Origin of the sequence: Paraburkholderia sp., from assembly GCF_024281035.1 — a bacterium.
Classification (GTDB): Bacteria; Pseudomonadota; Gammaproteobacteria; order Burkholderiales; family Burkholderiaceae; genus Paraburkholderia.
Map to the genome: position 1 here is coordinate 51652 of NZ_JAMXLH010000014.1, position 14787 is coordinate 66438.

Consider the following 14787-nt stretch of genomic DNA (forward strand, 5'->3'; position numbering starts at 1 on the left):
CGGATAATGTCCGGCCCGCCGCTAATCGAGACGGGAGGGGGCTGTTCCGTGTTGGCGCGTAACCCATAGCGCAGACTTCTCCACATAAAAAGATTGCGGGTGCCTGGATAGATTCGGTTAACTAAATAATGCAGATGTTTTTCAAACCGGATCGATGGCGCGAGATGGTGATCTTAACCCAGCGTGCGCCGATTTCGTCGTCGAAATGTATGGAAGTGGTTGCGCGGTGCGCGTGCAGTAGCGACGCAACCAGTCTTTGATTCGCGATACTAGAGGTGCGCCATCTGCTCCAGCACGAAGTCCTTGATGCTCCGGCGAATCTCATCGCCCAGGCGGGCGAACTCGAGACAATGGCGAATGCGATTCGAATCGGTTCGTCGATTCATGACGGTTGCGTACACCTTCACGTGGCGCGTCCTGCGATCAACCGGCAGGTTCATCGTGAGCGGCAGATCAACGCGTCGTGTGAGATTTACGGCGAGGTGCTGCCGAATGAGCGCCTGAAATGAATTGCCGGTCCCGATGTGCGAGGAGTGCACGCAGTCGAGCCCATATCGTTGGCACGACGCGGTTCGGCGGCTTTCAGCGGAGGGGGGTATTACCGATTGGCGATGTCGATGCAGAAGGGAAGGAGCAGTGAGTGAGAAATCACCGCTCCTGTGAACTCAATTCCTGCCGGCCTTTCGTCGCGCTGACAACACCGCCGTCAAAAGCGTAAGCATGAACACCAGCAAGGCAACGGCAGCCGCTTCACTACCAAAACGTCTCAGGTTGAAGTTGCCGGCCAGTACGCCGATTACCCGCAGCCCAACTGCTGTATGCAAGAGAACGAGCGGCAGATAAAAGCGCGGGCTGTAGCGCACACGCAAGCCGGTGATCGCGGGCAGGACGATCGGCGCGTGGCCGAACACCATCGAGAATACGAAGCCGAGCGTCAGCGCATGCAGCGCTGCGTCGTGCCAGGGATGTCCGGCCGCGAACGCGCCATCCATTCCCAGCAAGCCGCTTACGCCGAGCCAGCCGTAGCCGGATAGCAGCGCGGCGGCGATGAATCGCGTCAGGCCTTGCTGACGCACGGTGTGCCGGGCGATATCGTATCGGGCGAGCCAAAAGAGCAGCAGGACGCAGCTCGCGGCAAAGATACGAAGACCGAGGTCCGGTTGCCAGAGCGTGACGACGAGTCCCGCCAGCAACACCGTGACGCAGCCATAGAAAAGGTAATGCGTTGCGGGCCGCATGGGCCGCATGCGCGTCAATTCGAGTCGTTCGGCGACAATCGTCAGTACGAGATACGCGAGCCAGTACGGCACGGCAGCCAACGGATCGCCGAAAACGATCCAGGCGAGATTGCCCGCGCTCCAGCAGACCGTTGCAATGGCAAGGACCGCGAGGTGCAGTGCAAGCTGCTTGCGCAGCACGACAATGCTGCCCGCGAGCAGGACGGCTCCAGCGATCAGCAGTGCGGCTTGTGCGAGTGGAACCGGTGCGCCGGCCAGCAAGAGTACGCCCGCAAGCGCGGCTGCGGCCGGTGCGGAAAAGCACCACGCGGAACCGATTGCGACGGCACGCTCGAGGCTGATGGCGGCGCCAAAGAATACGGGGATCATCAGGACGCCATGCCACGCTGCTCTGGAGACGGCGTGGGCTGGCAACGGTACGCCCAGTCGGGCGAGTCCGGCGGCAAGGCCGCAAAGGAGCGATGCGACGATGGCCGCACCGAGTAATGCGCGGACTACGAATCGCAGAGGGGAAGGGCGGGGGCGCTTCGTCTGGCTCGTCCGTTGTCCGGGGACCGTGGACGCGGCGGAGTGTGTCATTCGTCCGGCCATCCCAGCACCTGGCGGGCGGCGTCGTTCATCATGTCGGGGTTCCATGGCGGTTCCCAGACAAGCTCGATATCGAGTTCTGTGCCAGGAGGTATGAGTGCATCGAGAACTTCATTGACGTCGTCCATGATGACCTGGCCCATCGGGCAGGCGGGCGAAGTCATCGTCATCTCGATACGCAGTACATCGGGGCGTACATCCACGCGATAAACAAGCCCGAGGTCAACGATGTTGACGCCAACCTCAGGATCGATCACATACCGCAGGGCCGCAAGGACTTCGTTTTCAGCTTGCGACAGCGGAGTGTTTGTAGTGTTGGTCGTCATGGTTGTTTCTCCTGCCAACCGTTAAAAACCGCTGGTCGACATGTGCCGGCCAGCGGTTCGTTCTTGCTATTGCTACTACTACTGCTACTGCGATTAAACGCGGTGCTTCATTTGCTTGCTGACTGCAGCCTGCGATGCGGTCGGCTTGCCGCGGCCGAGCAGACGCAGTGCAAACCAGCCGAGGTACAGAACGCCTGCAGCGAACACCAGGTCGCCCGGCACACGTGCCCAGACCAGCGACGTCATGACCGGCGAGTGAATAACCTCAGCCGAACGTGCGTACCAGAGACCCTTGTGGACAGCTTCGTACGCTTCGTAGATACCCGACGGCAGGATCGAGATGAACACCATCATGGCCAGACCGATGTTCAGCAACCAGAATGCCGGCTTGAGCAGCGAGTCATCCCATGCGTCACGCGAGGTCAGACCACGCAGGCAGAACAGCATCAGGCCGATACCGAGCATGCCGTACACGCCGAACAGTGCAGCATGGCCGTGCGCCGGGGTCATGTTCAGACCTTGCACATAGTACAGCGAAATCGGCGGGTTGATCGAGAAGCCCAGCAGACCCGCGCCAATCGTGTTCCACACACCGACTGCCACGAAGCAGATGATCATCCACTTGTAGTTCTGAACCCACGGAGCAGCCTGGGTGCGACGATACGTGTGCCAGCCTTCCAGACCGATGAGTGCGAGCGGCACGACTTCGAACGCGGAGAACGCGGCGCCGAAAGCGATGATTGCCGTCGACGTACCCGTGAAGTACAGGTGGTGCAGCGTACCGAGAATCCCGCCGAAGAGGAACACGATCGTTTCCATCACGATTGCGCGATTCGCGCTTTCGATACCGATCAGACCAAGTCGCGAGAAGATCAGCGCGATAACAGCCGTGGCGAACACTTCGAAGAAGCCTTCAACCCACAGGTGCACCAGCCACCATCTCCAGTACTCGATCATCGAGTAGCTGGTGTGTTGACCCCAGGCGAGCGACGATGCGTAGAACAGGCCGATACAGGTTGCCGACAGGAACACCATGGCGATCAGGCTGCGGCCCTTCGTCTTCGGATCCTTGAGCGCCGGCCACAGACCACGGCCGAGCAGGAACACCCAGAACAGCAGACCGACGAACAGAAGCAACTGCCAGATCCGGCCCATGGCCGTGTAGGCGAGACCCTGATTGCCGAGCCAGAAGGCGAACGACGTGCCGCGGTGTTGCAGCGAGCCGAGCCAGCCGCAGGCCGTCGAGCCCACGACGATGAAGAGCAGCGCATAGAACAGGACGTCAACGCCGAGCTTCTGCATGACCGGTTCACGACCACCGAGCAGCGGGGCGATGTAGAGACCCGTCGCAAGCCACGCGGTAGCGATCCAGAGAACGCCGAACTGCGTGTGGATGGTACGGCTCACAACCCACGGAAGAACTTCAGCAACCGGAACACCAAAGACGCTGTGACCTTCGACGGCGTAGTGGGCGCTCAGCGAGCCCATTGCGACCTGTGCGAGCAGGAGACCGATCACGACGTAGAAGTACTTCTTCGTCGCGCGCATCGACGGCGTCGCCTTGACGTTGAACAGCGGATCGTCGCCCGGCGTGGCCGGTTCTTGCGATTCGCTTTCACCGTGCGCAGCGTGATACCAGATCATGCCGGCGATACCAGCGATCATCAGGATCACGGACGCAACCGACCACATGCCGTTGGCGATCGTCGGCGTATTGTCGACGAGCGGCTCATGCGGCCAGTTGTTGGTATACGTTTGACCCACTTGTCCCGGACGCTCGGTCGTGGCAGCCCACGACGACCAGAAGAAGAACGCGGCCAGTGCGGTCCGATCATTTGCATCGGGCACCGAGTTGGCGTTCATCGCATAGTCGTCGCGCAGCTTGTCGAACGAGGGATCCGTTCCAAACAGCGATTCATAGTGCTTGGCGACGTCGAGGATTACGCTCGCACGCGGATCGGTCACCGTGACGTGGCCGGTTGCGGCGTCGTAGCGGTTGGCGCGCATTTCGTGCTTCAGGCGTGCGTCGAGCGCGCCTTGCTGATCCACGGTCAGTGCGTCATACGACTTGTGGAACTCCTGCTGAGCCCACGACTCGCGCAACGCAACTGCCTCGCGGTGCAGCCAGTCGGCAGACCAGTCGGGAGCCACGTAGCTGCCGTGACCCCAGACCGTGCCGACCTGCTGGCCGCCGGCCGCCAGCCAAACCTGCTGGCCGCGCTGGATTTGATCGCCCGTGAACAAAACGTTGCCGTTTTCGCTGACGACTTGGCTCGGGATGGGAGGCTGAGCCAGATAGATATCCCTGCCCAGCCAGAGCAGGGTGCCAAATGACAGCAGGCAGATTAGCCCGAGCCATTTCCATAAGCGACGTGTTGAGTGCATAGTCCTCTTTCCGCTGTTTGAAGGGATTGGATCGCAGGAAAGTTGTGTACGTTCGTAGCGGCCTGCGATGTCGTTAAACATGTACGTCGAATGCATGTTTAACGACATGATAAGACGTAGACGCGTTATATGCAAAGGAACCGTTGATCCCCGGCACTGCCCCGCAGACAGCAAAAATTAAATAAAACAAATGGTTACAGCCTCCTGGATGGTTGACTGCGCACCAGCTGTGCCAATTCGCCACATGGTGTTCTAAAATTTCGTGCCCAGAACTCTGCGCAAGCGCATTCCCGGCGGTGCGTCTCTGAGGCATCGGCCGGGCGTTGGAGTGAAGCACCGGCAAGCGGCTGCTGGCGGGAGTGGCCTTCGCTCACCTCAAGTCAGACAATCGACGCCCGCGGGGCGATTGATGTGAACAATGCGCGCAAGGTTATAGGCGGAATTCACGCTCGCGTCTGCTATTCTCTTCAAGCGCCGCATACTTCGACTTCGGCGGAACGCATTAGCGGATGCAGCAAAACATGGAACCTGAAGCGCGTGAAATAGTGCTCGATGTTTGCGGACTGCAACCACCCGAGCCGATGGAGCAGATCATGTCGGCGCTGGGCACACTCGAGCCTGGGTGGCATCTGCGTGTCATCATCGATCGCCAGCCTTTTCCCCTCTACTCAATACTTGAGCGAAGCGGTTACGCACACAGTACGCGTGCGATCGACGCTCATCGCTTTGAAATTCGCATCTGGCGGAATGCCTGATGCGCCGTGCGCTATCGCTCGACAGTTCGCCGTCTTTGTCGGCGCCGCTCCGATTCTTCGTTAGTGCGCCAATCTACGTCTTGATCGCGGGCGGCCTGCTGCTTTGGAGCGGGCCGCTTGCGCTGGCGTCGCGCTGGTCGCCGTTCGCGCTCGCGCTCACGCACCTCTTTACGCTGGGCGCGCTGGGTAACGCGATGCTCGGAGCGCTCATTCAGATTCTGCCCGTGGCGACGGGCGTACACGTTTACCGCCCCGTCGTCACCGCCACCGTCGTGCATGCTTTGCTTACGATCGGCGCGCTCTCGCTTTCCACGGCTTTTGTTTTCTCGGTACCGGCGCTTTACGCCTTAAGCGCCGTTGTGCTCGTCGGCGCTTTTCTCTGGTTCCTCACAGCGTTCGTCATCGGCTTCTTTCTTAGCCGTAAAAACCGCCAGAAAGGATCCGAGGATGTCCTGCTGTCGACGCGGCTTGCCCTCGGCTCGCTCTTCGTTACCGTTGTCGTCGGCGGTATGCTCGCGGGCGCGATGTCGGGTGCCTACACGCTTCCACTGCCGCGCGTGACCCATATTCATGTTGTCTGGGGATTGTCCGGCTGGATCGGGCTCCTCGTGGCGGGCATTGCCTACCAGGTTATCCCGATGTTTCTCGTGACCGAGCCGTATCCGCTTGCATTCACGCGGTGGTTCGCCCCGGGTGTATTCGGCCTCGTTCTCGTGCTGTCGCTCGCGGCCGGCTTCCTGCCGGACGATCGCGCAACTGTCGTGCAACCGCTCGTCGGCAATGCACTGGGTGCGGCATTCACGGCGCTGGGCGGCATGACGCTCTATCTGCTGGCAACCCGCAAGCGCGCACAGGCAGACGCCACGACGCTGTTCTGGCGTCTTTCGATGGCGAGTCTCGTTTGCTGCTGGCCTGTGTGGTTTCTCGCAGTGAATACCGGTCGCACCGCCTGGTTCGTAACGTTCGGTGTACTCGTGCTGGTGGGTTTTGCGTGGTCTGCCGTCAACGGCATGCTCTACAAGATTCTGCCGTTCCTGCTTTGGTACCACTTGCAGGCGTCATTGCCGATGCCGATGAACATCGTGCCAAAAGTAAAGGACATCATTGAGGACCGCACGGGGAAACGGCAATTCGCCGCTCACCTCGTTGCAGTGCTGCTACTTGTCGCGGCAAGTCAATGGCCGGCGCCGCTCGCACGCGTAGCGGGTCTTGCATTGATCGTATCGGCGGTATGGCTGGGCGTGGTTATCGTGAACGCGCTCAAGTGCTATCGGCGCGTCAGCCTTCTTATCGAATCGAAATTAGCCAAGCCGGCTGCGGATGCGCGCCGCCCGGAATAGGGATGCCGTGACCAGATTGCCTGCCTGGAAATGAATTCCGGCAGGCTGGTTCGCTCTCAATTTGCCTTCTATTAAAGGCAGTCTGGCAAGTGTTCGTGTCGCAGCCGCGCGCGAAGAAATATGAACGGAAACTCGCGAAGGCGCGCATTGGCTCGACGTAACGAGTCAATGGCAAGCGAGAGCGGATTCAAATTCTCGTATCGCGCCAACGCCTGTGCAAACCGGACAATTTCATGGCGTTCTACCTTTCGGTCCGGCTCTGTTCGCAGCGATTCGAGTGTGCGCGATATCCCGTTTTTCGGCATGAAGCCGAAGGCGAGACACAGCATGTGAATCGCGTCATAGAGATCGGCATTGAGACCGATCATGTCCGAGCGAGGATCGACTGGTGCGCGTCTGGCCGCTCGCGAGCGCACGAACGGATCGAAAATGGGTAATAGCGGTCTGCCGAACCCGCGCAGTATCTTTTCCGCGCAGTGATTTTCCGCGAAGAACGTAACCGCCGCGCCGCCTTCGCGTGGCAGCGCTTCAAGGTAGTAGTAGCTCCCGTCGTCGGAAACAGGGCCGCACGGCAGCTGCTGCCCGGGCATGTTTCTGAAATGAGCGAGTGGTGTAACGTAGTGCGTCTCCCAAACGCCACGTACATGGGGTTGATCGTGTAGCCGTCGCATTGTCGTTTACTCGAAAGTCCGTCGCACGCGTATAAATTTAGAATTGCGACGGTTTTTAGTATTGCTATTCGTTTTTGTCGGCCTACCGTTCTTCAACGGTGAACGGCCGCCGAACTACCGCCGAACTACCAGCGGCCGTTGCCAAAACCCGATCGGTTCAGCCCGATAGTTACCCGCGCGTGAGCGGCACGAGTGGAATAACCGTTGGCGCCCCTGAAAGCAGGCGTGCCAGAGTCTGTGGCTCAATCGCAAGATCCGCCAGCGTATATTCGTCAAGAACGGCCATGTATGCGCGCGATGCACGCTCCAGCATGCCGCGCAAACCGCAAGCCGGTGTGATGGTGCATTTGTTTTCTGCGGCATTGAAGCATTCGACGATGCGAAAGTCCGGTTCAGTCGCACGCACGACGGAGCCAATGGTAATTTCGTTGGCCGGGAGCCCCAGACGCATGCCTCCCATACGGCCTCTCGTCGTGCTCAGATAACCGGCCCGTCCGAGCGTATGAACGATTTTGCCAAGGTGGCCGCGCGCAATGCCCAGTGAATCGGTTAACTCCTGAATCGTGGCGAGCTCCTCGCCGCGTGCTGCGACGTAGGTCAGAACCCGCAGGCTGTAATCGGTAAAATCAGTCAGTCTCATGAATCACCTTATGAAAGCGTCCTGTTTGCAACAGTTTTCGTGTGTTTGAACAGACAGGTTGGGCTGTATTTCCATGTCCGCGTAGCCACCGTGCTCCCATGGAAATGGACTGCCTCGCGCCTTGCTCCCTTCTTGAGCCAAAATTTCTAGGACTCGCTCAGGTTTAGCGATTCACTGCTCCTACGTGAGTTGCCATCACATTCGATTGCTGCACAGCATTGCGGTATCCATGCCGTGCAGAACAGAAATCGATTCAATCGCGCGAACCACGAGTACGGAAGTGGTCAATGAACTTCACCCGCGCAATCGCGTTGTTCGCGATCGGCGCAGGTTTCCTGCTCGACACAACACAACTGGAATCTGTCTTCCCTTGTTCTTGCGTTCAGGGGAAATACACGTTTACTCCAGCTTGTTTACGAAGCGCCGGATACCTTCAGTCGGCCTGCTGGCGATGAGTCGATCCGGCGCTTTCAACATCTGTCTTGTTGCCGACTTAGCTGCCGCAACCTGCGCCGCCAGCGCCGCAACCGCAGCCGGAGCCGGAGCCCGAAGAGGTCGATTGGCTGGACGTCGCGGCTTCCTCGCCGGTGACGGCGATCACCATATCGATGACGACGCCTTGCGCGCCACGCTCGACGTACTGGATGCGCACCTGATTGCCATAACGCTGCTGGATCTGATTCAGCAGCGGCAGGGGATCGTGGTCATTGATGAAGCGCATCGTGTCGCCTTGCTCGAGCGATTCGAGGGCACCAAAAATCGCAGCGTGGCGGAAGCGCTTTGCAATGCCTCGGGCATCGAACTGGAATACGTTGAGCTGGGTGACGGTCATGGGGACTCCGGTGAAAAAAATAGTGCTTATTTGTGCACTGCGTAAAAAATAGTGACTGCGTTACGGATGTTGGGGGCGGGTTTCGCGAAACGGAACTGCTTCAAGATGCCGCGGGGCCGGTGCTGCATGGCTGCCCTGCGTCAATTTGGCCTGGGACATGCCCGTGGCCGGCGTGCCGATGGCGCATCTACGGTCTTGTAAAGCATCGAGTTGCAGGAAAGTGCCCATCCGATGGTCTGATGGAAGCCATATTAAAACATTCATCACGCGTACATGTTAACCTGGATCATAGATTACAAGTGCATTCGTTGCAAACAGTAAGGTGGGACAGATGCTCGCAGTCGCGCGCGAGCGTGACGAACCGGGGAATCCGGTTGCTTTTGTGGCGCAGGCTTTATAAGGGTCTGAATGGTGCGGATGCATCTATCGAGTCATGCGCGCGTTTAGCGGGCGCATCGGGCGCAGCCCCGCTAAACCCCGCCGCATTCATATCACCCCCAGCAGCTCCTTTAACTGCACCGCACGGGAGCGGCTTACCGGCACCACGCTTCGTTCAACGTCATCCATCACGAGATTCAGACTTTCGTCGGCTTTAACCAGTTCGACGGCGAACGGCAAGCTCACGATATGGCTGCGGTGCACGCGCAGGTAGACGCTGCTGTCCAGACGCAATTCCAGATCCGCAAGCGACAGGTTCGACAAATAGCGGTCGTCGCGCGTAACGATCGTCGTGTAGTGGCCGTCGCCCTGGAAGCGCACGACGTCCTTTAGATCGATCAGAATCACGCGATTCTTGCGAAATACCGGAATCTTGAAGAGGCGCCGCGGCGGCGTTGTCATCCCGGTGAGAACGCCCGGCGAGGGTTCCGTCGTGAGATCGGTGAGATCGTAGAAGAACATGCAGGTGCCGCACGCGCCGTGCAGGCCCGACATGTGCGACGCCTTGATCATGAGAACGTGATCGGCAATGCTGGTCAACACTGCGGGCAGCGCCGAATCTGCTTCGTGGCCGCTTGCGTCGCCGGATTGCAGCAGGTCGCGCAGTTTGTCGCGGCTTCGGGCCGGGTGTAGCTGCACGACGTCCATGCCGAACAGCGTCTCGCGATCGACGCCGGGCGACTGCTCGTCTACGGTGCCGAGAATCCGCAGCGCGACGTCGTTAAATGCACTGACGCGTCCTTCTGCATCGAGCCACACCACGCCCGGGCTGAACTGCTCCAGCCGGTGCTGGAATGTCACGGCGCCGCGTGTGTCGGTAGTGGACAGGGTGTGAGGGGGCGGCTTCATCGAGGATTCTCCCTGATGCGCCCGCGGCTTTGTGCACGGCGTCATCCGTGCGGGAGGCGGTGCTTCCGTTTTATGTCGTTTCCGCTTTTCATGCAAGTTTTCCGCCGTTTGGTGAATTCCGATGACCGCTCGCGAATTCACATTGAATTGCTGCATTGCATTGTGAAATCCTCGACTTCATGCGGATAACAACAAGGAGGCTGATGTGATTCCTCGACCCTTCGAATATCACGCACCTCAAACCTTGCACGAGGCGCTCGCGTTGCTCGGCGAGCATGGCGAGGCGGCGAAACTGCTCGCGGGCGGACACAGCCTCTTGCCGATGATGAAGCTGCGCTTCGCGCAGCCCGATCATCTGATCGATCTCGGCAGGCTTGCCGAACTCAAAGGCATCCGCGAAGAGAACGGCGCGCTGTGGATTGGCGCAATGACGACCGAAAACGAACTGATCTGGTCCGAACTGGTGCAAGCGTGTTGTCCGTTGCTCGTCGAGGGCGCGAGGCAGATTGCCGATCCTCAGGTTCGTTATCGCGGCACGCTGGGCGGCGATCTTTCGCACGGCGATCCCGCCAACGACCATCCCGCGCTGATGATCGCCCTCGATGCTTCATTCGTCCTGCAAGGCGCGGACGGCGAACGCGTCGTGCCTGCCGACGGTTTCTTTGTCGGCGCCTACGCGACGCTGCTGTCCCCCGGGGAGATCATGACCGGCATCCGTATTCCCGTTCCCGCAGCCAACACCGGCTATTGCTACGCGAAGCTCAAGCGCAAGACCGGCGACTTCGCCACGGCTGCGGCTGCGGTGACGTTGCGCGTCGTGGGCGGCAACGTCGAGCACGTTCGCATTGCTCTGACGAATGTCGGCGACACCGTGCTTCGCGCGGTGGATGCCGAGCAGGCGATGACCGGCAGGCCATTCGACGCACGTGCGGTCGACGAAGCGGCCCGGCTCGCGATGGCGGCATGCAATCCAGCGCCCGATCTGCGCGGCGACGCGGACTACAAGCGCGCGATGGCAGGCGAGATGACCCGCAGGGCGCTCAGTGTTTCATACGAGCGTGCGGTCGGCCCGGCACAACCCTGAGCGGCGAGGAGAACACAAAATGGCCAGCAAGACGATGGTGTCGTTCACGCTCAATGGCGGCGAAGTCGATGTCGTCGTCGAGCCGCGGGAGCTGCTCATTCACACGCTGCGCGAAAAATGCCGGCACACCGGGCCGCACATCGGCTGCGACACATCGCATTGCGGGGCATGCACGGTCGATTTCAACGGCATGTCCGTGAAATCGTGCACGCTGTTGACCGTGCAGGCGCAAGGCGCGGATATCCGCACCGTCGAAGGGCTCGCGCAAGGCGGTGTATTGCACGCGCTGCAGGAGGGTTTCATGCAGGAACACGGCCTGCAATGCGGCTTCTGCACACCGGGCATGTTGATGCGTGCGTACCGGCTGCTACAGGAGAATCCCGATCCGGATGAGGCGGAGATTCGCTACTGGATGGCCGGGAACCTGTGCCGCTGCACGGGTTATCAGAACATCGTGAAGGCCGTGCAATACGCGGCGCGCAAATTGCGCGGCGAAGCGGTCGAAAGCTCGCATCCGCTGATCGCGGCGGACGCGGTGCACGCGCAATGACCACCGGGAGAAACGTCATGGGCGATCAAGACGCCAATCTCGACCGACTTGCGGCGCTGGAAGGCATGGGCTGCTCGCGCAAGCGCCGCGAGGATCCGCGTTTCATTCAGGGCAAGGGTACATACGTAGACGACATCGTCATGCCGGGCATGTTGTTCGGCGTGATGGTGCGCAGTCCATATGCGCATGCGCGCGTAAAGCGCATCGACAAATCGCGCGCGCTCGCGCATCCGGGCGTGCACGCGGTACTAAGCGCCGACGATCTGAAGCCGCTCAAGCTGCACTGGATGCCCACGCTTGCAGGCGATGTTCAGGCTGTGCTCGCCGATGAAAAAGTCTGCTTCCAGAATCAGGAGGTGGCGTTCGTCGTTGCCGACGACCGCTATGTCGCTGCCGATGCGGCCGAGCTGGTCGAAGTCGAATATGAGGAGTTGCCGGCGCTCGTCGATCCGATGCGCTCGCTCGAACCCGATGCGCCCGTGATCCGCGAGGATATCCGTGACAAGAATACCGGCGCGCACGGTGCGCGCAGACATCCCAATCATATTTTCACGTGGACGATGGGCGACCGCGACAAGACCGACCGCGTGTTCGAAAGCGCCGACGTCACGGTGAAGCAGGACATCCTGTATCCGCGCGTGCATCCCTGTCCGCTCGAAACATGCGGCTGCGTCGCATCGTACGACAAGGCGTGCGGCGATCTCACGGTCTACATCACATCGCAGGCGCCGCACGTCGTGCGTACGGTCGTCGGGCTTTTGTCTTCGATTCCGGAATCGAAAATCCGCATTATTTCGCCCGATATCGGCGGCGGTTTCGGCAACAAGGTGGGCGTGTATCCGGGCTACGTCACCTCGATCGTTGCGTCGATCGTGCTCGGGCGTCCCGTGAAATGGATCGAGTCGCGCAGCGAAAACCTCTCCACCACCGCGTTCGCGCGCGACTATCACATGACCGGCGAACTCGCCGCCGACAAGGATGGACACATCAAGGCATTGCGCGTGCATGCGGTGGCCGACCATGGCGCATTCGATGCGTGCGCCGATCCGACGAAATGGCCCGCCGGCATGTTTCATGTCTGCACGGGTTCGTACGCGATTCCGAATGCGTTCGTCTCGGTGGACGGTGTGTACACAAACAAATTTCCGGGCGGCGTCGCGTATCGCTGCTCGTTCCGCGTGACGGAGGCGGTGTACGTGATCGAGCGGATGATCGACGTGCTCGCGCAAAAACTCGGCATCGACAAGGCCGAGATTCGTCTGCGCAACTTCATCCGCAAGGATCAGTTTCCGTACGCGACGCCGCTCGGCCTCGAATACGATTCCGGCGACTACGAGATCGCGTTCAGGAAAGTGCTCGCCGCGGTCGATTACGACGCGTTGCGCGCGGAGCAGGCGCGGCGCCGCGCCGATCCGGACGCGGAGTGGCTGATGGGCATCGGTGTCGTGAACTTTACGGAAATCGTCGGAGCGGGGCCGTCGAAGATGTGCGACATCCTCGGCGTCGGCATGTTCGACTCGTGTGAGATCCGCGTGCATCCGGACGGCTCGGCCATCGCACGCATGGGCACGATCACGCAGGGCCAGGGGCACCAGACCACGTATGCGCAGATCATCGCCTCGGAGGCCGGTATTCCGGCGTCGCAGATCGCGGTCGAGGAAGGCGACACGTCCACCGCGCCATACGGGCTCGGCACGTACGGTTCACGTTCGACGCCGGTGGCAGGCGCGGCGGTCGCCCGCGCCTCGCGCAAGATTCGCGAGAAAGCGCGCAAGATCGCGGCGCACCTGCTCGAAGCGAGCCCCGACGACGTGGAGTTCGATCTGGACCGCTTCGTGCTGAAGGGCTCGCCGGATCAGTTCAAGACCGTGAAAGAGGTTGCCTGGGCCGCGTACAACAACGTGCCCGAAGGGATGGAAATGGGCCTTGAAGCGGTGGACTATTACGATCCGCCGAATTTCACATTCCCGTTTGGCGCGTACGTGTGTGTGCTCGACGTGAACCGCTACACCGGCGAGATTCACGTGCGGCGCTTCTATGCCCTCGACGACTGCGGCACGCGAATCAACCCGATGATCATCGAAGGGCAGATTCACGGCGGCCTGACCGAGGGCTTCGCAGTCGCGCTCGGCCAGGCGTTGCCTTACGACGAATCGGGCAACCTGCTCGGTGCGACGCTGCTCGACTATTTCGTGCCGACGGCAATGGAAACGCCGCATTGGGAAACCGACTTCACCGTGACGCCGTCGCCGCATCATCCGATCGGTGCGAAAGGTGTCGCCGAATCGCCGCACGTGGGCTCGATTCCGTGCTTCACGGCGGCCGTCGTCGATGCATTCGCGCATCTCGGCGTCACGCACATGGACATGCCGCACAGCGCGTTCCGCGTGTGGCAGCAATGCCGCGAACTCGGCTTGACGCGGCCGGTTTGAAACGATTGGCGACACGCGGGAGGGACGTGAATGAAAGTCGTACTCGACAGGGCCTTCCCGCTTGCTGCGGGTGCGGACCTCGCCTGGCAATTGATGCAGGATATCGAAGCCGTGGCGGGTTGCATGCCGGGCGCGAAAATCACCGAGCGCGTTGACGATACGCATTACAAAGGCACGATCACGGTGAAGCTCGGACCCGTGACGATGGCGTTCAAGGGCGACATTGAAGTGCTGGCGCTCGATGCCGCCACGCGCAGCCTGCATCTGCTTGGCAAGGGCACGGATTCGACCGGTAGCTCGGCGGCGACGATGGATCTCTCGGCCGCTGTGCAGCCCGAGGGAGAGACCTCCACGCTCGCGGGCAAGAGCGAGGTCACGATGAGCGGCAAGGCGGCTGCAATCGGCGGCAGGCTCATGGGGCCGGTGTCGGAGCAACTGCTCAAGCAGTTCGTCGCGAACTTCGCGGCGCGGCTCGACGCGATGAAGGCGCAGCAACCTACGGTAGGCGCGACGGATGCGAATGCATCGACCGCACCGGCTGCACAAGCGGCACCGCCCGCACAACCCGCCGAACTCAACGGCTTCGCGTTCTTTTGGGCGATGATTCGCGACTGGCTGCGCGGGCGTTTCTCGCACAAGGCGCCCGGACGTTGAGTCGC

12 protein-coding genes and 1 pseudogene are annotated in these 14787 nt (G+C 60.6%); 6 read left to right on the plus strand and 7 right to left on the minus strand.

What is annotated here, in order from left to right; translation table 11 throughout:
* Window positions 1-665: 665 nt before the first annotated feature.
* The 3 genes from Q0L30_RS03050 to Q0L30_RS03060 form a co-directional block, all read right to left on the minus strand.
* The gene (locus Q0L30_RS03050; RefSeq protein ID WP_367277761.1) at window positions 666-1817 is read right to left on the minus strand and encodes a hypothetical protein; all 1152 of its coding nucleotides are present in this window, start codon (window positions 1815-1817) and stop codon (window positions 666-668) included.
* On the minus strand, window positions 1814-2152 hold the full coding sequence (locus tag Q0L30_RS03055; protein ID WP_296651000.1) for an iron-sulfur cluster assembly protein: 339 nt from the start codon (window positions 2150-2152) through the stop codon (window positions 1814-1816). Before Q0L30_RS03055 ends, Q0L30_RS03050 begins: the two co-directional genes overlap by 4 nt.
* A 93-nt stretch (window positions 2153-2245) precedes the next feature.
* Window positions 2246-4537, minus strand: a complete 2292-nt coding sequence (locus Q0L30_RS03060; RefSeq protein ID WP_296651002.1) for a nitric-oxide reductase large subunit — start codon at window positions 4535-4537, stop codon at window positions 2246-2248.
* 521 nt (window positions 4538-5058) lie between these two features.
* On the opposite strand from Q0L30_RS03060, the gene Q0L30_RS03065 reads away from it, so the two are divergent.
* Window positions 5059-5292, plus strand: coding sequence for a DUF2249 domain-containing protein (locus Q0L30_RS03065; protein WP_296651004.1), 234 nt, complete (start codon window positions 5059-5061; stop codon window positions 5290-5292).
* Window positions 5292-6632: a hypothetical protein gene (locus Q0L30_RS03070; RefSeq protein WP_296651005.1), complete on the plus strand. Its 1341-nt coding sequence runs from the start codon at window positions 5292-5294 to the stop codon at window positions 6630-6632. The genes Q0L30_RS03065 and Q0L30_RS03070 overlap by 1 nt, the downstream gene beginning before the upstream one ends.
* Before the next feature lie 71 nt (window positions 6633-6703).
* Here the strand turns inward: Q0L30_RS03070 and Q0L30_RS03075 are convergent, their stop codons facing one another.
* The 4 genes and pseudogenes from Q0L30_RS03075 to Q0L30_RS03090 all read right to left on the minus strand — a co-directional run bounded on the left by Q0L30_RS03075 (window position 6704) and on the right by Q0L30_RS03090 (window position 10062).
* The gene (locus Q0L30_RS03075) at window positions 6704-7222 is read right to left on the minus strand and encodes a hypothetical protein (RefSeq protein ID WP_296651007.1); all 519 of its coding nucleotides are present in this window, start codon (window positions 7220-7222) and stop codon (window positions 6704-6706) included.
* Window positions 7223-7472: 250 nt separating this feature from the next.
* Window positions 7473-7943, minus strand: a complete 471-nt coding sequence (locus Q0L30_RS03080) for an Rrf2 family transcriptional regulator (RefSeq protein WP_296651008.1) — start codon at window positions 7941-7943, stop codon at window positions 7473-7475.
* Window positions 7944-8547: 604 nt separating this feature from the next.
* A pseudogene (locus tag Q0L30_RS03085) lies at window positions 8548-8775 on the minus strand (DUF2249 domain-containing protein); the annotation flags it as partial.
* A 486-nt stretch (window positions 8776-9261) separates the two neighbouring features.
* Window positions 9262-10062 carry a LytTR family DNA-binding domain-containing protein gene (locus tag Q0L30_RS03090; RefSeq protein WP_296651009.1) on the minus strand — a complete coding sequence of 267 codons (801 nt, stop codon included), beginning with the start codon at window positions 10060-10062 and terminating at the stop codon, window positions 9262-9264.
* A 205-nt stretch (window positions 10063-10267) separates the two neighbouring features.
* On the opposite strand from Q0L30_RS03090, the gene Q0L30_RS03095 reads away from it, so the two are divergent.
* From Q0L30_RS03095 to Q0L30_RS03110, 4 genes are read left to right on the plus strand one after another with little or no spacing between them, the layout of a single operon-like run.
* Window positions 10268-11146 (plus strand): xanthine dehydrogenase family protein subunit M, encoded by an 879-nt coding sequence (locus Q0L30_RS03095; RefSeq protein ID WP_296651011.1) that lies wholly within the window; start codon window positions 10268-10270, stop codon window positions 11144-11146.
* Window positions 11147-11165: 19 nt separating this feature from the next.
* Window positions 11166-11696 carry a (2Fe-2S)-binding protein gene (locus Q0L30_RS03100; RefSeq protein ID WP_296651013.1) on the plus strand — a complete coding sequence of 177 codons (531 nt, stop codon included), beginning with the start codon at window positions 11166-11168 and terminating at the stop codon, window positions 11694-11696.
* Between the two features lie 17 nt (window positions 11697-11713).
* A complete protein-coding gene (locus Q0L30_RS03105; protein WP_296651016.1) occupies window positions 11714-14128 on the plus strand; it encodes an aerobic carbon-monoxide dehydrogenase large subunit in 2415 nt (804 codons plus the stop codon).
* 30 nt (window positions 14129-14158) lie between these two features.
* The gene (locus Q0L30_RS03110) at window positions 14159-14782 is read left to right on the plus strand and encodes an SRPBCC family protein (protein WP_296651019.1); all 624 of its coding nucleotides are present in this window, start codon (window positions 14159-14161) and stop codon (window positions 14780-14782) included.
* The last annotated feature ends 5 nt before the right edge of the window (window positions 14783-14787 follow it).

Excerpts from the sequence above, each read along its gene's own strand:
- Q0L30_RS03065 (WP_296651004.1), top strand. The coding sequence starts at position 5,059 with ATGGAACCTGAAGCGCGTGAAATAGTGCTCGATGTTTGCGGACTGCAA.
- Q0L30_RS03050 (WP_367277761.1), bottom strand. The coding sequence starts at position 1,817 with ATGACACACTCCGCCGCGTCCACGGTCCCCGGACAACGGACGAGCCAG.
- Q0L30_RS03075 (WP_296651007.1), bottom strand. The coding sequence starts at position 7,222 with ATGCCCGGGCAGCAGCTGCCGTGCGGCCCTGTTTCCGACGACGGGAGC.
- Q0L30_RS03070 (WP_296651005.1), top strand. The coding sequence starts at position 5,292 with ATGCGCCGTGCGCTATCGCTCGACAGTTCGCCGTCTTTGTCGGCGCCG.
- Q0L30_RS03060 (WP_296651002.1), bottom strand. The coding sequence starts at position 4,537 with ATGCACTCAACACGTCGCTTATGGAAATGGCTCGGGCTAATCTGCCTG.
- Q0L30_RS03090 (WP_296651009.1), bottom strand. The coding sequence starts at position 10,062 with ATGAAGCCGCCCCCTCACACCCTGTCCACTACCGACACACGCGGCGCC.
- Q0L30_RS03055 (WP_296651000.1), bottom strand. The coding sequence starts at position 2,152 with ATGACGACCAACACTACAAACACTCCGCTGTCGCAAGCTGAAAACGAA.
- Q0L30_RS03105 (WP_296651016.1), top strand. The coding sequence starts at position 11,714 with ATGGGCGATCAAGACGCCAATCTCGACCGACTTGCGGCGCTGGAAGGC.
- Q0L30_RS03110 (WP_296651019.1), top strand. The coding sequence starts at position 14,159 with ATGAAAGTCGTACTCGACAGGGCCTTCCCGCTTGCTGCGGGTGCGGAC.
- Q0L30_RS03100 (WP_296651013.1), top strand. The coding sequence starts at position 11,166 with ATGGCCAGCAAGACGATGGTGTCGTTCACGCTCAATGGCGGCGAAGTC.
- Q0L30_RS03080 (WP_296651008.1), bottom strand. The coding sequence starts at position 7,943 with ATGAGACTGACTGATTTTACCGATTACAGCCTGCGGGTTCTGACCTAC.